The 16,038-nt window shown below is 52.1% G+C and carries 14 protein-coding genes; all 14 read left to right on the top strand.

Features of this window, described 5'->3' with window-relative positions:
* Positions 1 to 2 precede the first annotated feature (2 nt).
* The 14 genes from FKP33_RS09445 to FKP33_RS09380 all read left to right on the top strand — a co-directional run bounded on the left by FKP33_RS09445 (position 3) and on the right by FKP33_RS09380 (position 16,022).
* Positions 3 to 2,315: a hydantoinase B/oxoprolinase family protein gene (locus tag FKP33_RS09445; RefSeq protein ID WP_141334702.1), complete on the top strand. Its 2,313-nt coding sequence runs from the start codon at positions 3 to 5 to the stop codon at positions 2,313 to 2,315.
* Positions 2,316 to 2,488: 173 nt separating this feature from the next.
* Complete coding sequence (locus FKP33_RS09440) at positions 2,489 to 3,760, top strand: ABC transporter substrate-binding protein (protein WP_196426822.1); 1,272 nt, start codon at positions 2,489 to 2,491, stop codon at positions 3,758 to 3,760.
* Positions 3,723 to 4,715 (top strand): branched-chain amino acid ABC transporter permease, encoded by a 993-nt coding sequence (locus tag FKP33_RS09435; RefSeq protein WP_306439345.1) that lies wholly within the window; start codon positions 3,723 to 3,725, stop codon positions 4,713 to 4,715. The genes FKP33_RS09440 and FKP33_RS09435 overlap by 38 nt, the downstream gene beginning before the upstream one ends.
* Positions 4,712 to 6,532, top strand: a complete 1,821-nt coding sequence (locus FKP33_RS09430; protein WP_141334700.1) for a branched-chain amino acid ABC transporter ATP-binding protein/permease — start codon at positions 4,712 to 4,714, stop codon at positions 6,530 to 6,532. Before FKP33_RS09435 ends, FKP33_RS09430 begins: the two co-directional genes overlap by 4 nt.
* Positions 6,525 to 7,256, top strand: coding sequence for an ABC transporter ATP-binding protein (locus tag FKP33_RS09425; protein WP_141334698.1), 732 nt, complete (start codon positions 6,525 to 6,527; stop codon positions 7,254 to 7,256). The genes FKP33_RS09430 and FKP33_RS09425 overlap by 8 nt, the downstream gene beginning before the upstream one ends.
* A 13-nt stretch (positions 7,257 to 7,269) precedes the next feature.
* On the top strand, positions 7,270 to 8,457 hold the full coding sequence (locus FKP33_RS09420) for an iron-containing alcohol dehydrogenase (protein ID WP_181410098.1): 1,188 nt from the start codon (positions 7,270 to 7,272) through the stop codon (positions 8,455 to 8,457).
* 34 nt (positions 8,458 to 8,491) lie between these two features.
* Positions 8,492 to 9,292: an SDR family NAD(P)-dependent oxidoreductase gene (locus FKP33_RS09415; RefSeq protein ID WP_054798977.1), complete on the top strand. Its 801-nt coding sequence runs from the start codon at positions 8,492 to 8,494 to the stop codon at positions 9,290 to 9,292.
* Positions 9,293 to 9,442: 150 nt separating this feature from the next.
* The gene (locus FKP33_RS09410) at positions 9,443 to 9,883 is read left to right on the top strand and encodes an acyl-CoA thioesterase (protein ID WP_181410097.1); all 441 of its coding nucleotides are present in this window, start codon (positions 9,443 to 9,445) and stop codon (positions 9,881 to 9,883) included.
* A complete protein-coding gene (locus FKP33_RS09405) occupies positions 9,873 to 10,475 on the top strand; it encodes a TetR/AcrR family transcriptional regulator (protein ID WP_141334692.1) in 603 nt (200 codons plus the stop codon). The genes FKP33_RS09410 and FKP33_RS09405 overlap by 11 nt, the downstream gene beginning before the upstream one ends.
* A gap of 21 nt (positions 10,476 to 10,496) precedes the next feature.
* Positions 10,497 to 11,459: a thiamine pyrophosphate-dependent dehydrogenase E1 component subunit alpha gene (locus tag FKP33_RS09400; RefSeq protein WP_141334690.1), complete on the top strand. Its 963-nt coding sequence runs from the start codon at positions 10,497 to 10,499 to the stop codon at positions 11,457 to 11,459.
* A 17-nt stretch (positions 11,460 to 11,476) separates the two neighbouring features.
* Entirely contained in the window at positions 11,477 to 12,475 is a 999-nt protein-coding gene (locus FKP33_RS09395) for an alpha-ketoacid dehydrogenase subunit beta (protein WP_141334688.1), read from the top strand.
* Positions 12,476 to 12,488: 13 nt separating this feature from the next.
* Entirely contained in the window at positions 12,489 to 13,529 is a 1,041-nt protein-coding gene (locus FKP33_RS09390) for a 2-oxo acid dehydrogenase subunit E2 (RefSeq protein ID WP_181410096.1), read from the top strand.
* A gap of 11 nt (positions 13,530 to 13,540) precedes the next feature.
* Positions 13,541 to 15,217, top strand: coding sequence for a dihydrolipoyl dehydrogenase (gene lpdA / locus FKP33_RS09385; protein ID WP_141334684.1), 1,677 nt, complete (start codon positions 13,541 to 13,543; stop codon positions 15,215 to 15,217).
* A 19-nt stretch (positions 15,218 to 15,236) separates the two neighbouring features.
* Positions 15,237 to 16,022, top strand: a complete 786-nt coding sequence (locus FKP33_RS09380) for an enoyl-CoA hydratase/isomerase family protein (RefSeq protein WP_141334682.1) — start codon at positions 15,237 to 15,239, stop codon at positions 16,020 to 16,022.
* Positions 16,023 to 16,038: the final 16 nt, after the last annotated feature.

Here is a 16,038-nt window from a genome sequence, read left to right as displayed (position 1 = left end):
CCATGAAATCACTGCAGGAGCAGGAGCAGCATCGTAAGTTTTGGGACGGCGTTCAGCGGGCGTACATCCCGATCGACCCCTTACAAGTCCCCCCTTCGGTAAGCCTGCACAGCGAATATGAGGAAGAGATTGATCCGATTACGTATGAAGTGGTTCGTCATAATCTTTGGAATGTCAATCTGGAACAAGGCAAGATTGTGGAAAATTTGGCGGTATCCCCGATCACACTGGAAACAAGGGATTTCCAAACCGCCATTTTTACCGAGGATGCGGAAATTCTTTTTTTCGGTCCTTATCTTCAATATTTCGGTGGTATGCTGGATGTCATGATCAAGTATGTCATTGAGAAACGGGGAGAAGAACCGGGCATTCATGACGGCGATGTGTTTCTGCAAAACGATCCATGGGTCGGCACAGCACATCAACCGGATGTAGGTATATTTGCTCCTGTGTTTTGGGAAGGCCAGATCTTCTGCTGGGTTGCAAACTGCCTGCACCAAAATGACGTAGGAGGAACGACTCCGGGAAGCTTTTGTCCGAACGCTCAAGACATTTATTTTGACCCGCCGGTATTTCCGCCAGTCAGGATTGTGAAAGAAGGGAAGCTGGATATTGAAATTGAAGCGGCCTTCAGACGGCAATCTCGTACTCCGGTTAATGTAGCGTTGGACTTGCGGGCAGCAATCGCCGCTTGTCATGCGTCACGTGCAAGAATCCTGGGTCTGATTAAAAAGTATGGATCCAAGACCGTGAAGGGCGTCATGAAAAAGGTGCTGAATACAAGTGAAAAGGCGCTGCTTGATCGTCTTTCGACCATACCGGACGGAACGTGGAAAGAGCGTGCCTATCAGGAAGTGGCGGTTACAGGTGATCGCGGTGTGTACCGGATCGAACTGTCGATTACGAAGAAGGGCAACACGTTGACGGTTAAAAATGAAGGAACAGACGGGCAAGCCGGTGCGATTAATCTGCCGTTTGCCGCTTGGCGAGGAGCCATTCTCTCGGCTTTTAACGTGATCTTATTGGCCGACCAAATGGGGGCAGGCGGAGGAGGAGCGGCCCGGCACTGCGAGTTTATTCCTACCCCTGGCACCATGACTTGTCCTGACTATGGAGTCGCGGTAAGCCCGGCGGGCATTTACGCAACGGAGCTTGGGGTAGCGATGGCGAACTCGGTTGTGTCCAAAATGCTGCTATCGTCCGGCGATCCGGATCTTCATAAACTGGCTTTGAGTACCACGAACGGCCAGTGGCAAATCCAAATTCATGCAGGAACCAACCAGCGTGGAGAGTATTATGTCGGACCGATGCTGGATACGATGATCGGCAGCAGCGGGGCCACTCCATACCGTGACGGTTCATTCGCAGACGGACAATGGTGGATTCCTGAAGGTCAAGGGCCCAATGTTGAAGGCTATGAACGCGATTGGCCGATTTTATATCTCTACCGCAAGGAACATCAGGATTCGGCCGGAGCAGGAAAATTTCGCGGTGGCAATGGCGGTATCCTCGCCTATATGCCGCACAAAGGCCAGGTCGGTCTAGGCGTATATACCGCCGAGGGCATTCCCAAAACCTCCGGCATTTTGGGAGGATCGCCGGGTACCCGTGGCGAGACGGTATTAATAAAATCGTCAAATATTAAGGAAATTCTTCAATCGGGCCGCCTCATTGACAATGTGGATGAACTCTCTGGCGAGCGGCCTTCGTTAACGGGGAAAGGACCTGCTCTGGCACTCGGCGACTCGGATGTTCTGGAATGGAACTGGGGCTCCTGCGCCGGTTATGGTGACCCTTTGCTTCGCGATCCTGAGCGTGTGCGGCAGGATGTGCTGGCCGGTACTACATCCGTCTCTTTTGCCGAAACGGTATATGGCGTTATTTTCACCGAGGAGATGACGGTCGATGAGAGAAGCACGGAGCAGCGTCGGCTGCAAAACCGGAGGAAGCGCCTCGAAGACGCAGGAGCTCCTGTCTCCACCCATTTGGAGTTCAAGCTTCAGGAATTTCGTGTTCCGCAAGGCATGCTGACATTAGGCGATAACTTTTGGTTCAACAAAACAAATGGCACGACAGAAATTTGCTGCTCCCATTGCGGGGAAGTGCTCGCAACCGGCGATCAGAATTACAAGTCCCGTGTCCCGGTTCGCAAAAGCGATGTGGGGAAGGTCGGCATAAAAAGCGTCGATTTAAAACGTTTCGTCGATGCGCATGTGTTGTATCATGAATACTTCTGCCAGACCTGCGCTACGGTTCTCTCGACGGAAGTTGTTCGAGAGGGAGATGAACCTCTACACGAATTTTTACTAAGTTAATACACCTGATCCCCATCCTCCCGGCAAGGTTACACTTGCCGGGAAGGATATAGTTGCAAGCAGATCCATCGACTTACCATCTGGATGGTATGTTGATGGTACAGTGTTGTGCGCCACCATGCAGCATGATCCGGTCTTATTCATTTTTTTGTAAAATGGGGGGGAATCGCGAAATGAAGAAGAGTACGAACACATGGAGAACGTTGTCGAGTCTGTTGGTTGCGTCCGCGATGTTAATCGTTGCCGCATGTGCCAATTCAACCGCTGTTGAACCGCAAAAAAGCGCATCCGACGGGGCAATATCCGGCGGAGCAAGTGGAGGTACAATCAAAATCGGAATGACTTCCGCATTGACGGGACCTTATAACGAATATGGGGAGGGAAATAAACGGGGGGTCGAATTGGCCATTGAAAAGTGGAACCAGCAAGGCGGGATTCATGGGAAAAAGATCGAACTCATCGCGTTGGACGATCAGCTTGTTCCCGATAAGGCGGCGAACAATATGCAGCAGCTTCTTGACGATAAAAGCATTGTCGCGATCATCGGCCCTGCCGGGAGCGGTCCGGCATTAGCTACAGTACCTTTAACGGAAGTTTACGGAATCATTCAAATTAACCCCGTGGCCCAGACTACCGACGTTACGTATCCTAACGGTGTAAATAACCCGCCGAGAAAAACGGTATTTTCCTTCGCGCTGCAAAACGATGTGGAAACGGATGTGCTCGCTACATTCGCTGGTGAGCAGTGGAAAAAGATCGGCCTCATTCACGAAAGTACGGCATACGGCAAATCCGGGATGGAATTGGTAGAGAAAATATTGAAGGAGAAATACAACATCGTTCCGGTCGGACGTGAACAATACAACCAGAAAGCGCCGGATATGACGGCCCAATTGGCCAAGCTGAAAAAGGAGGGAGCGGAGGTCATCGTCTGCGTCGGTTTAGGCGCCGATCTGGCCAACATTCGTAAGGGAATGAGCCGTCTGGACATGAATGTACCTCTCGTTGCGACGAATGGCGCCCTTTCCAATCCGTATAAAGAAGGCGCGGGCGATCTGGTCGTCGGCACGATCGGTACGATGATCAAAGCGTTCGGCGAGAACCCGTTGTCCGCTCCGGCCAAGGAATTTGCCGACGCCTATATGAAAAAATACGGGAAAGACCGGTATTGGGGAGATGGAGATACGCCCCAGCTGTTCATGTCTTTGAACGTCACCAATGCCTACGATGGAGCCATTGTGCTGTTTGAAGCGATTAAAAAAGCCGACAGCACGAAAACGCCCGATATTATCGCGGCTTTGGAATCCATGAAAGACTACCAAGGGGTAAACGCCAATTATACGTTTAGCGGCAAGAAGCATCACGCCATCGGCACTGACGGTCTTGGATTGTTCCAGTATGTGAAAAATGGAGACAACATCCAATTGGTCCCTTATAAGAAATAAAATGCCGGGGGGCGACGTTTGGCGGTTTACCCTCCGCATCTATCTTCGAGGAGGAAACAGGATGGGGAATATTCAATTTTTGCTTGAATTAATATTTGCCGGAGTCTGTGTAGGATCCGTTTATTCCCTCGTAGCTCATGGGTTTAACATGACATTTTGGTCCAGCAAGGTTCTCAACTTCGGTCATGGGCCGTTTATTATGTTCTGTTCCATGCTCATTCTATCATTTCTTAATATGGGAATTTCCTGGGCAGTCGCCATTGTGTTTGGACTCATTTGCATTTCATTGCTGGGAATTATACTGGAGAGGGTTTCGATTCGTCCCTTAATCAAATATCCTTCCAGTATGGGATGGGTCGTGTCCACGCTCGGTACCGGACTGTTTTTACAGGCGCTGGCATCGAAAATATGGGGATCGCAAGCGATAGCGTATCCTGCATTTCTGTTCACAAGCACGGACTACGTTCCGCTGCTCAGCGTAAAGTTGTCCTCCCAATACTTGCTCGTCTTATTCGCTGCGCTATTTATCATGCTGTTCATGGAAATGGTCATGCACAAGACGATATGGGGGAAAGCAATGAAAGCGGTCTCTTACGATCCGACATTAGCCCGCATTATGGGAATAAAATCGAAGCTCGTCATTACGTATTCCTTTATTTTGAGCGCGATTTTGGCTGGCATCGCCGGTTTCCTGATCGCACCGATTTACGGGACGGTCAGCCCTGACTTCGGGATGAACATTATGGTGCTTGGCTTTGTCGCGACCGTACTTGGCGGGGTGGGAAGTTCGAAAGGCGCTTTAACAGGCGGCATACTGGTCGGCGTTATTGAAAAACTGGTTGGGGGGTATCTGTCCAGTTCCGCAGAGCACGGGGTTGCCTTTGCTATTTTGATCCTCATTCTCGCGATAAAGCCCGAAGGCTTGTTCGGGTCCAGGGCGGTGCTGAAAGTATGACGACGATGAGCATGAAGAAAGGCGTTCAGCCCGTATTGACGATGATCCTTGTTCTGCTGGTTGCCGCAGCTCCATTGTTTATGTCACCTTCTAATGTGCAGCTGTTTATTTTTTGGGGAATCAATATTTTGTTAGCGCAAAGCATTAACCTGCTGAGCGGTCTCGGCGGTCAAATCTCTCTCGGCCATGCGGCGTTTTATGCGATAGGTGCTTATGTTTCCGCCATCTTCATGGTGCGTTTCGGTTTTCCATTATATGTTACGATTTTACTGTCGGCTGCTGTAAACGCATTGGTAGGATTTCTTGTTTCATTTCCGGCCGGAAGAGTCAGAGAATTTTACTTGGCGATGATGACCTTGGGCTTCGGTTTCGTGATCGAGGAGATCATCAAAGAATGGTCCAGCGTCACCGGTGGGGTCATGGGATTAAGCGGAATCCCTTCACCCAAGCTGGGCACCATGCTTTTGTTCGGCATCAAATTGAATTTGATCCACTATTATTGGATCGTATTTCTGGTTGTCGCGTTGATTGTGTGGATGCTGCGGAATTTCGTCCAGTCGTACTACGGCCGTTCCTTTCTGGCTATTCACCGGAGCGAACTCTCCGCATCCAGTATCGGCATCTCTCCGGGCCGGGTCAAGCAGCTCGCCTATACGATGAGCGCTTGCCTGGCGGGTATTGCCGGTGCGCTGTATGCGCATCTGATGGCTTACATCGGGGCGAATTCTTTCGGCATGATGCAATCGATTGAAATTCTTGTTATGGGCATACTTGGCGGATTCGGAACCATTATCGGTCCCATTCTCGGCGCTGGATTTTTGACTTTTATTGCAAACAAGCTGCAATTTATTAAAGATTATCAGCTGATGATTTATTCGCTTCTTCTCGTCATTTCCTTTCTGTTTATCCCCAGAGGCTTTGCCGGCTTATTGGGAATCCGTACGGCACTTAGCAAGGAAAAACGTCTCCAAAAGGTAAAGCCGATTTCTGAGGTTAAGCCTCTGCGCATTCCCGGGAGGGAGGCACGCACGCTTTCCTACAGCCCTCATCACAAAAAGTTAAAGGTGGAAGGCGTGATCAAGGATTTTGGCGGACTTCGCGCGCTGCAGCATGTGAGCCTGGAGCTGGGGCAAGGTACCATTCTGGGCTTGGTAGGTCCTAACGGTTCGGGGAAAAGCACATTGGTCAACGTGATCAGCGGCGTTTACCCGGTGACTGAAGGCAAAATCAGTTTCGGCAAGGCAGAAATCACCAATATGCCTACGCATGCCATTGCCGGTCAGGGCATTATTCGAACCTTTCAGGACCCGCACAATGTCGGCAGTATGACGGTCAAGGAAAATCTGCTGTTAGGCAGACATCAAAAATACCAATCCGGCATTGTGTCCTGCGTTCTCAATTTGAAAAGCTCTCTGCTTGAAGAACAGGAGATGCTGGTCAAAGTTCATGAAATGATGGAGCTCTGTTCACTCGCACAGTACTCGGAAGAATTGGTCGAAAATTTACCGTACGGCGTACAGCGAATGGTAGAAGTGGCAAGAGCGATTCTGGCTGAACCTGAATTGCTGCTCCTGGATGAGCCGGCAGCGGGATTGTCCGAGCATGAAATGCAGGAATTAAGCAAGCTTATCCGGTATGTCAAGACGCTAGGGATCTCGGTCATCCTCATTGATCATCATATGGAATTTCTAATGGGTCTTATCGATGAGGTGATCGTATTGGATTCCGGTAAAATAATCTATTCGGGCGATGCGCAGGGCATGCAAACGAATCAGCAGGTGATTGAAGCCTATTTGGGGGTTGCGAATCATGCTTAGCGTGCGGAATGTACATGTCAGTTATGGTCCAATCAAAGCCTTGAAAGGGGTTTCCCTTGACATTCGAAGCAAGGGGATTACCGCCATCATTGGCGCGAACGGTTCGGGGAAAACGACCCTGCTTAATTCCATCAGCGGGTTGGTAACGCCCGAGGAGGGCGACCTGCTGTTTGAAGGAATCTCCATTGCAGCATGGCCTACGGAAGCCCGGGTCAAACAAGGCATCGCTCACGTAATGGAGGGGCGCCGTTTATTCAAGGACCAAACGGTCCACGATAATTTGCGGCTGGCCGCACATTTTCGTACACCCAGGCTTGAGAAGAAAACGATAGCTAACAAGATTGAGCAGGTGTTTCAGCGGTTTCCGATTCTGGAAAGCAAGAAGCATCAGCTGGCCGGCACGCTTAGCGGGGGACAGCAGCAGCTGTTGATTATATCGGCGGCTTTGCTTTCGGCTCCTAAATTGCTTCTGCTCGACGAGCCGTCTCTGGGTTTGGCTCCGGTTATTATCGACGAGGTATATGCATTTTTGCAAGAGCTTAATCAGGCGGGAATGACTATATTTATTTCGGAACAGATGGCGGCTCTCGCGCTGCGCATCGCCGACTATGGCTATGTGCTGGATCGCGGCGCAATCGTGAAAAGCGGGGACAGCGCTTATTTGAAAGATTTGCTCGCTTCCGACGATCTTTCGTCCATCTATTTGGGTAAAGGGAACCATTAGAGGAGTGATGTTCATGTCAAGCTGCTACCGGTTTATTCCGGTTGAGAAAGTGTTCCATGGTGCTGGCGTCATTGAAAATTTGCCTGCGGAAATCGATCGTTTAGGCGCCAGGAAAGCTGCATTGCTTACCAGTAACAGCCTGTTCGCTTCTCCGGTTATCAAACGCTTGGAACAGCTGTTGGGAAGCCGTTTGGAGGTTGTCCTCTCGGGTACCGTACAGCACGCGCCAAGCCAGTCGATTTTCGAAATCGCTTCCAGGCTGAGGGACCGGGGTATCGACCTGTTAATCAGTTTAGGTGGCGGCACGGTCATCGACTCTGCAAAGGCCATCGCTTTAGTATTGGGAGAGGGCCTCGATGAGCCGCAGCAATTACAATCGTATTCGGTCAAATTCGAGTATCCCGATAAAATCGAAATTCCTCAAGTCAAGCAAAAATTAATACCGCACATCGCCGTTCCAACGACTTTGTCCGCAGCCGAGTTTTCCAACATTATCGGCATTACAGATGAGCACAGGAAGGTAAAGGAACTGTACATCGATGACCAATTGACGCCGAAAGTCGTATATATGGATCCGGAGCTCTGCACGGACACGCCGGACTGGCTGTGGTCGGCCACCGGGATGAGAGCGCTGGATCATGCCATTGAAACCGTTTATTCCAAGCAAACTCACCCCATCACTACGGCACTCGCGCTCCAATCGATCCGGCTGCTGAGCGAATATCTTCCGAAATGTAAAAAAGATCCAGCAGATTTGCAAGCGAAGCTGCAATGTCAAATGGCTGCATGGATGTCGTTCTTTGGCGTGAGCAACGTGATGATGGGACTCAGCCACGGCATCGGACACCAAATAGGAGCCCATGCCAACGTTGCCCACGGCGTCACTTCCTGCATTATGCTTCCGCATGTCATGCGCTTTTCGCTGCCCTTTACCTTGGAACAGCAAGCCCTGATCAGTGCCGCCATGGGGGGCGAAGTAAGCGGCAGGAGTGTGGAGGAAGCCGCCGCAATGGCTTCGCAGCTGGTGGTCAAACTGGTGGCTGATTTGGAGCTGCCGCTAAGGCTTCGCGATGTCCAGGTGCGCAAAGAGCAGTTTCAACCGATTGCGGAAGATGCCATGCGAGATCTGGTCGTGGCAAGCAGTCCCAGACCTGTACAAGGAACCGGCGAGATTGTAGCTCTTCTCGAAGCCGCATGGTAGGGAAGTGTAATTCATGATAAGAGGTGAGAGATGAATGCGGGGAAGACTGGCAGGGAAAGTAGCGCTTATCACCGGTGCTTCGAGAGGTCTTGGAGCGCTGGAAGCCGTTATGTTCGCCAAAGAAGGAGCGCAGGCCGTTATCGTGTCCGATGTTAGCCAGTCGGCTTTGCAGGAGACGGTGAAGGCGGTGGAAGAACTGGGCGGAGCGACGACTGTTATTCCGCTTGAACTGAATGTCACCCTTGAAGAAGATTGGACCCAGGCGGCAATCTCGATCGAGAAGCGGTTTGGGAAACTGGATATTTTAGTCAACAACGCGGGAATTACCAAGAGGGAACGGTTTGTCGACTGCTCTCTGGCCGATTGGAACCGGGTGATTGCCGTTAACCAGACCGGCGTATTTCTTGGGATGAAATATAGTGCGCCGCTGCTCCGAAAGTCAGGCCGCGGGTCGATTATTAATATGTCGTCGATCGCCGGAGTGACCGGTTATTTTGCAGCTCCCTATACAGCGAGTAAATGGGCGGTGAGAGGAATGACCAAGGCCGCTGCGCAGGAATTTGGCGGTTGGGGAATCAGGGTGAATTCGGTTAATCCCGGCTTCATCTGGACGCCGCTTACGTTACCGGCCAAGCAAATGGTAGAGGCTTTTAACAAAGTGAACGCCCTCGAACGGGCGGGTGAGCCGGAGGAAGTCGCCCAGGCCGTTATTTTTCTCGCTTCCGACGAATCCTCCTACATGACCGGAGGGGAAATAACGCTCGACGGGGGAATGACGGCAGGCGGCGAAATCCGGCTGATCGCCAAGGAACTCGGCATTTATCGTGATGAGTAATCCGTCCTGCCGCTGAACGTTCAGCGTCTCCCTTCCAAGCAGCAAAGAAATGAACCAGGTATTGCCAAAATACCATCCGGTCGGTATAATTATCATAAGGTTAATAAATACCGACCGATCGGTATGTTTCATTGGGGGAAGGTGAAGGCGTTGGTCCATCTTACAGAAATACGCACCCGGTATTGTGAATCGGATGCACTTGGCCATATTAACAATGTCAGCTATTTTATTTATTTTGAGCAGGCGCGCGTCGATTTTTTGCTGGACAGCGGCATGGTACTTCCATCCGAGAAGTTCCCGTTTCTTGTTGCTTCGCTGCATTGTGACTACAAGAAGCAGGTCTACATCAATCAGAGCTTGAAGATCCACACCTATGTCATGGATATCGGCAGATCCAGCTTCAAATTGGGACATGAAATCCATGATAAAGACTCGAACGAGTTGCTGGCAGTAGGCGAAGCGGTCCTGGTGAGTTATGATCTAATTGCGGAGAAAACGACCCGGCTAACCGATGAGCTGCGTTTCAAGCTGGAAAACTATGTTCGAGTAGAAATTAATAACAGTAAAGGTGTGAAATCAAGTGACGTTTGACGGATCTTCAGTGAACCGCAGGCAGGGAAGCGATACAAAAACGGAAATTTTGGACATCGCGTTGTCTCTGTTTGTTAAGAAAGGGTATCATGAAACCTCCATGCAGGATATTGCCGACACAGCCGGTCTAACCAAAGGCGGATTATATTACTACATAAAGAGCAAGGACGACGTACTGTTTTTGCTACACGACCGCTTTATTGTCGAAGGATTAAGACGTTTGCGTCTGGTAGAGGCCGAATCACTTGAGCCTGAGCATAAGCTGATCGAACTGCTGAAGATGCACCTGCAGATCATTGACCAATTCAAGGACGACATTACCCTGTTCTTTAACTGTATGAAGTATTTAAGCGACGACAAAAAGCAGGCCGTACAAGAGAAGCGGGATGAATACGAAGACATCTTCGTGCGCGTCTTGGAAGAAGGCAAGAACAAAGGCGTCTTTAAAGTCGAGGACAGCCACATCGTCGTGCTGTATGTTCTGGGATCCTGCAACTTTATGCATACCTGGTATAAGCCGGGCAAAGGAAAGTCGATCGAGGAGCTGTCGGATATCTTTATTACTCTCATCACCAAAGGCTTATTTCAGTAAAACCGAAAAGGGGACGGTAACGTGAAGATAAGCAAAGAGCGGCTGCTCGAACTTTATGAAACGATGATGAAGATACGAAATTTCGAAGAGAGAGTCTCCGGGCTGTTTGCCGGCGGGCACATTCCCGGATTCCTCCATCTCTATGTCGGGCAGGAAGCGGTGGCGGCCGGTGTTTGCGCCAATCTTCACAAGGACGATTACATCACGAGCACCCACCGCGGACACGGACACTGCATCGCCAAAGGCGCCGACGTCAAACGGATGATGGCCGAATTATTCGGCAAACGGACCGGTTACTGCAAAGGAAAAGGCGGTTCCATGCACGTCGTCGACGTCAACTTGGGGATCCTTGGCGCTAACGGAATCGTCGGTGCGGGCATGCCGATTGCGGTGGGGGCGGCTTTTTCCGCCAAAACCAAGGGCACCGGCCAGGTTGCCGTAGCCTTCTTTGGAGAAGGGGCGACGGGAACGGGCTATTTTCACGAATCGTTGAATTTGGCTGCCGTTCTGAAGCTGCCCGCAATCTTTGTATGCGAGAGCAATCAATATGCGGAATTCACTCCTCGGGAAAAACATTTGCCGGTGAAAACCGTGGCGGAACGAAGCAAAGCGTACGGGATCGAAGGCCATGCTATGAATGGAAATAATGTGGTGGAAGTATTTGAAGAGCTGTCGGCCATTGTGGCCAAGGTGCGTAAGGGAGGAGGACCTGTCATCGTGGAATGTTTCACCAATCGTTGGAGCGGCCACTATGAAGGCGATCCGCAAAAATACCGTCCGGCCGGCGAGGCTGAGGCGTGGAGGAAGAAGGATCCGATCCTCCATGTGGAACAAGTGCTGCGTGAGCAGTATGACGTCGATATAACGGAGCTTGCCGCGATCAAGGATCAGGTCGAGCGCGAAATCGATGAAGCGGAGCGGTTTTCGATGGAAAGCCCGCTGCCCGAAGGCGAAGAAACGCTGCAGGACATTTATGCTTCTTAACTTGGGAGGTGGAAGTTTTGGCGGTACTGCGATACAACCAGGCCATTAATTTGGCGTTGAAAGAGGAAATGCACAGGGACGAAAGCATCATTTTGGCCGGAGAGGATATTGCGGCGTCAGGCGGATCGTTCGGCGTGACGCGCGGCTTGATGGAGGAATTCGGCGAAGCCCGGGTTGTCGACACGCCCATCAGTGAAGGTGCGATTATCGGCATGGCCATCGGATCCGCCGCCAGTGGGCTCCGGCCGGTCGTCGAAATCATGTTTATGGACTTCATCGGTGTCTGCTTTGACATGATTATCAACCAAACGGCGAAAATGCGGTTTATGTCCGGCGGACAAATGAAAATGCCGCTCGTCATTCGTACGCAGGCCGGGGCGGGATCAAACGCGGGGCCGCAGCATTCGCAAAGCCTGGAAGCGCTGCTTATGCATATTCCCGGACTGAAAGTAGTGATGCCCTCGAACCCTTACGATGCGAAGGGCCTGCTCAAAGCAGCGATACGCGACGATGATCCCGTTATTTTCATTGAGCACAAGATGCTGTACAGCTCGAAGGGAGAGATCCCCGATGAAGAATACACCGTTCCGCTCGGTCAGGCAAAGGTAGTTAAGGAAGGCCGCGATGTGACCGTCATTGCGCTTGGCCAGATGGTCAACAAAGCGCTGCAGGCGGCACAGGTGCTGGAGGAGTCGGGAATCAGCGTGGAGCTGATTGATCCGCGGACGGTTACTCCGCTCGATAAGGAAACGATTCTCGAATCGGTGAAGAAAACGGGAAGGCTCGTTATCGTTCACGAAGCGGTGAAAATCGGCGGGATCGGAGCCGAGCTGGCCGCGATGGTGCAGGAGGAGGCGTTCGACTACCTGGATGCTCCCATTCAAAGGGTCGCCGCTCCGTTCTCGCCTGTACCGTACAGCAAACCGCTCGAGCATTACTATATGCCGAATGAGAATAATATTATCGAAGCGGTTCAGCGAATCTGTGTGGGCAGACAGTTCGCAGCTGCGAAGTAGGGAGGGGGACGGAATGACAAGCGTCAGGCGGATATTCGCTTCTCCACGTGCGAGAGCTCTTGCAGCACAGCAGAACATCCCGTTGCCCGAAGTGGCAGGAAGCGGGCCTTCCGGCCGAATCATTGAACAGGATGTGCAGGTTTACCGTTCGCAGCGTGCAAACATGTCTAGTGGGCCTGCCGAAAGAGATCCAAGCATTCGGCCGGACAAGAAGATTCAAGCCACTCCGCTCGCCAGAGCGATCGCTCAGTTGGAAAACATCGTCCTGTCCACGGTAGCGGGATCCGGTGTGAGCGGCAAGATCAGGAGCTCCGATGTACGGCCGCGGAAAGAGGAATCAGCTTCGGCCGGTTTTTCTGCAGAGCGCGTCCCCCCCATGGGAGCAGTTCCGATGACGGGAATGCGTAAAATCATCGCGGAACGGATGGCCTACAGCAAGCAGACGGCTCCCCACGTCACGCTTACGGTGAAAGCGGAAGTGACCCGGCTTGCAGAGCTTCGAAACAAATGGATGCAGGACGGCATGAAGGTGAGCTATACGGATCTTCTGGTGAAAATCGCAGCAGAGAGTTTACGTGCGCATCCGCGTGTCAATGTCTCCATGGAACAGGACGGGATCGTCAGGCATCGACAATGCGATATCGGCGTGGCCGTCGCTTTAGAGGAAGGCTTAATCGTCCCGGTCATTAGTGATGCCGATCGAAGGCGCCTGCAGGACATTTCCAAGGACCTGCAGGATAAGGTCAAACGATCCAAAGAAGGCAAGCTTCGGCGGGATGAAGTGCAGGGCGGCCGGTTCACGATCAGCAACTTGGGCATGTATGAAGTGGATGCGTTCACCCCGATTATCAATCTTCCTGAAAGCGCTATCCTCGGGGTGGGAAGAATGATCGAGGATTTGATCGTACATAACGGGCAAATTCACATCGGGAAAACCATGGTCCTGTCGCTGTCCTTTGACCATCGGGTGATGGATGGCGCACCTGCGGCTTTGTTCTTAAAAAATATAAAAGAGTTGCTGGAGAATCCGGAATCTCTTCAGGACTCTTTGTAGGAGCAGTGAAGATGAAAAAGGAGATTATCGTTCCAAAAGCGGGACTCACCATGACGGAAGCGACCGTTGGACTGTGGCTGGTCTCCGAAGGGGATCCGGTTGAGAAGGACCAAGTCGTTCTGGAGCTCGCCACGGACAAAATTACGGTCGAAGTCACCGCCCCTTACGACGGAATCATGGTCTCTATTCTACACCAGGAAGGGGAAACCGTTGCGACCGGGGAGTGTCTTGCCATTATGGAGACGGAAGCTGCGGAGGCGGAACGGTCTTCAGCTTCACAAGCGGCATCCGGCGCAGCCGGAGAAGGAAAGAAGTACGATGTAGCGGTGATTGGAGCGGGGCCCGGCGGGTACGTCGCCGCTATACGCGCTGCTCAGCTTGGCGGCAAGGTCGCCCTGATCGAGCAACGCGATTTGGGAGGCACCTGCCTGAACACGGGCTGCATTCCGACGAAGACGCTGCTGCGGGCTTCGGAATTCGTCAAAATGCCGAAAACCGCAGCGGAATACGGCGTTTTCTTCGAAAACCCCCGGGTCGATTACTCCCGTTTGATCGCTTACAAGGATCAGGTCGTCCGAAAGCTGCAGAACGGCGTCGCGGGACTGCTGCACAAGAATAAAATCGAGCTGCTCAAGGGGCTTGGCAGGGTCGTCGATCCGCATACCATTGAAGTGCGGACGGAAGACCGAGAGAGCCATAGGATCGAAGCGAACCATATCATCGTGGCGAGCGGTTCCCAGCCGCACATGCCGGAGATTCCGGGGCTGAAGCAGGCAGGCCCGATGACCAGCACCGAAGCGCTTGCCGGCAAAGAACGGCCGAGAAGCGTGGCCATTATAGGCGCCGGAGCGATCGGATGCGAATTTGCCGGTATTTATGCCCCTTTGGGCACAGAAGTTACCCTGATCGAAAGCGCCGATCAAATCCTTCCCGGGACGGACCGGGATCTAGCCCGCGTTCTCGCGGAATCCCTCCATCAGGAACAGGTGCGAATTCTTACTTCCGCAACCGTTACCCGCATCGATATCCATGGCGGCCGTAAGGTCGTACATGTAGAAACCGCCCAAGGCGCACAGGCCATTGAGGTCGATGCCATTCTTGCGGCGACAGGAAGAAGGCCGGATCTGGAACAGATGCGGGAGCTCGGCGTCCGGCTGGAAGGCGGAAAAATCGCCGTGGATGATCAGATGAGAACCAGCATCCCATCCATCTACGCCGTTGGGGACGTCACGGGAATCGAGTTCCTGGCCCATGTTGCCTCCGCTCAAGGAGTCGTCGCAGCCGAAGCCGCCATGGGGCGGCCTTCCAGAATGGACTACCGCACGGTTACCCGCTGTATTTACACGTCTCCCGAGATCGCATCCGTAGGCTTGAACGAGCGGCAGGCCAAAGAGCAGGGACGGGATTATCAGATCGGCAAATACGCTTTTGAAGCAAACGGAAGGGCCATGACTTACGGGGAAACCGCTGGATTTGTGAAAGTACTGCGTGATACCAGGTACGGCGAAATTCTCGGTATCCATATCATCGGCCCGAACGCATCCGAACTTATCGGAGAGGCGATGATGGCCGTCCATTTGGAGGCAACCGCAGAGGAATTTGCATTAGCCATTCACCCGCATCCTACGCTGTCGGAAGTGCTGGTCGAGGCGATTCTCGCGAGCATGGGACGCGGCATCCATTCTTAACCGTGAAGGAGAGATTTGTATGCAGTCTTTTCAATATATCAGGTTGGAAAACAACTCCGGGCTCGCCACGATCGTCCTGGACCGCCCGGAAACATTGAACGCCATCAACGACGCGGTTCTGGATGAGCTGGATCAAGCGTTCACGATGCTGGAGCGGGACGATCAGGCAAGGGTGGTCATGATTACCGGTGGCGGGGATAAAGCGTTTGTTGCCGGCGGAGATATTGCTGCGATGCGGCAGATGAGTGTTCTGGAAGGCGAGAAATTTGTGTACCGCGGACAGGAAGTATTGAAGAAAATAGAAGACTCGCGAAAAGTCGTCATCGCGGCGCTTAACGGCTATACGCTCGGGGGAGGAATGGAACTCGCTTTGGCCTGCGACATTCGAATTGCCTCGGAGAAAGCCAAATTAGGGCTGCCGGAAGTATGCATCGGCCTTTATCCCGGATGGGGCGGCACCCAGCGACTGGTAAGGCTCGTCGGTAAAGGAATCACCAAAGAACTGGTGTTTACCGGAGAACGTCTTTCCGCCGAAGAAGCCAAGGAGCTCGGATTGGTGAACAAAGTCGTGAAGCATGAAGAATTGTTGCCCTACTGCCGGACGCTGGCCGAAAAAATAATAGCCAATAGTCCGATTGCCGTCATGCAGGCGAAAAAAGCGATTAATCAAGGAAGCGAAATTTCTCTGGACCAGGCACTGGTTCTGGAAGCGGAAGCATGGCTTGTCAACTTCAGCACCGAGGACAGAGTAGAGGGTCTAGCTTCTTTTCTTGAAAAACGCAAGCCCCATTATAAAGGCAAATAAGCAAAAGGCAGGGTTG

This window comes from Paenibacillus sp. tmac-D7 (assembly GCF_006519665.1).
In the GTDB taxonomy this organism is placed as follows: Bacteria; Bacillota; Bacilli; order Paenibacillales; family NBRC-103111; genus Paenibacillus_G; species Paenibacillus_G validus.
This window is presented reverse-complemented; position numbering and strand designations above follow the sequence as displayed.

What these genes read in the sequence shown, in the direction of transcription:
- FKP33_RS09445 (WP_141334702.1), top strand. Translation starts at nt 3, where the DNA reads ATGAAATCACTGCAGGAGCAGGAGCAGCATCGTAAGTTTTGGGACGGC.
- FKP33_RS09440 (WP_196426822.1), top strand. Translation starts at nt 2,489, where the DNA reads ATGAAGAAGAGTACGAACACATGGAGAACGTTGTCGAGTCTGTTGGTT.
- FKP33_RS09435 (WP_306439345.1), top strand. Translation starts at nt 3,723, where the DNA reads ATGGAGACAACATCCAATTGGTCCCTTATAAGAAATAAAATGCCGGGG.
- FKP33_RS09430 (WP_141334700.1), top strand. Translation starts at nt 4,712, where the DNA reads ATGACGACGATGAGCATGAAGAAAGGCGTTCAGCCCGTATTGACGATG.
- FKP33_RS09425 (WP_141334698.1), top strand. Translation starts at nt 6,525, where the DNA reads ATGCTTAGCGTGCGGAATGTACATGTCAGTTATGGTCCAATCAAAGCC.
- FKP33_RS09420 (WP_181410098.1), top strand. Translation starts at nt 7,270, where the DNA reads ATGTCAAGCTGCTACCGGTTTATTCCGGTTGAGAAAGTGTTCCATGGT.
- FKP33_RS09415 (WP_054798977.1), top strand. Translation starts at nt 8,492, where the DNA reads ATGCGGGGAAGACTGGCAGGGAAAGTAGCGCTTATCACCGGTGCTTCG.
- FKP33_RS09390 (WP_181410096.1), top strand. Translation starts at nt 12,489, where the DNA reads ATGACAAGCGTCAGGCGGATATTCGCTTCTCCACGTGCGAGAGCTCTT.
- lpdA (WP_141334684.1), top strand. Translation starts at nt 13,541, where the DNA reads ATGAAAAAGGAGATTATCGTTCCAAAAGCGGGACTCACCATGACGGAA.
- FKP33_RS09380 (WP_141334682.1), top strand. Translation starts at nt 15,237, where the DNA reads ATGCAGTCTTTTCAATATATCAGGTTGGAAAACAACTCCGGGCTCGCC.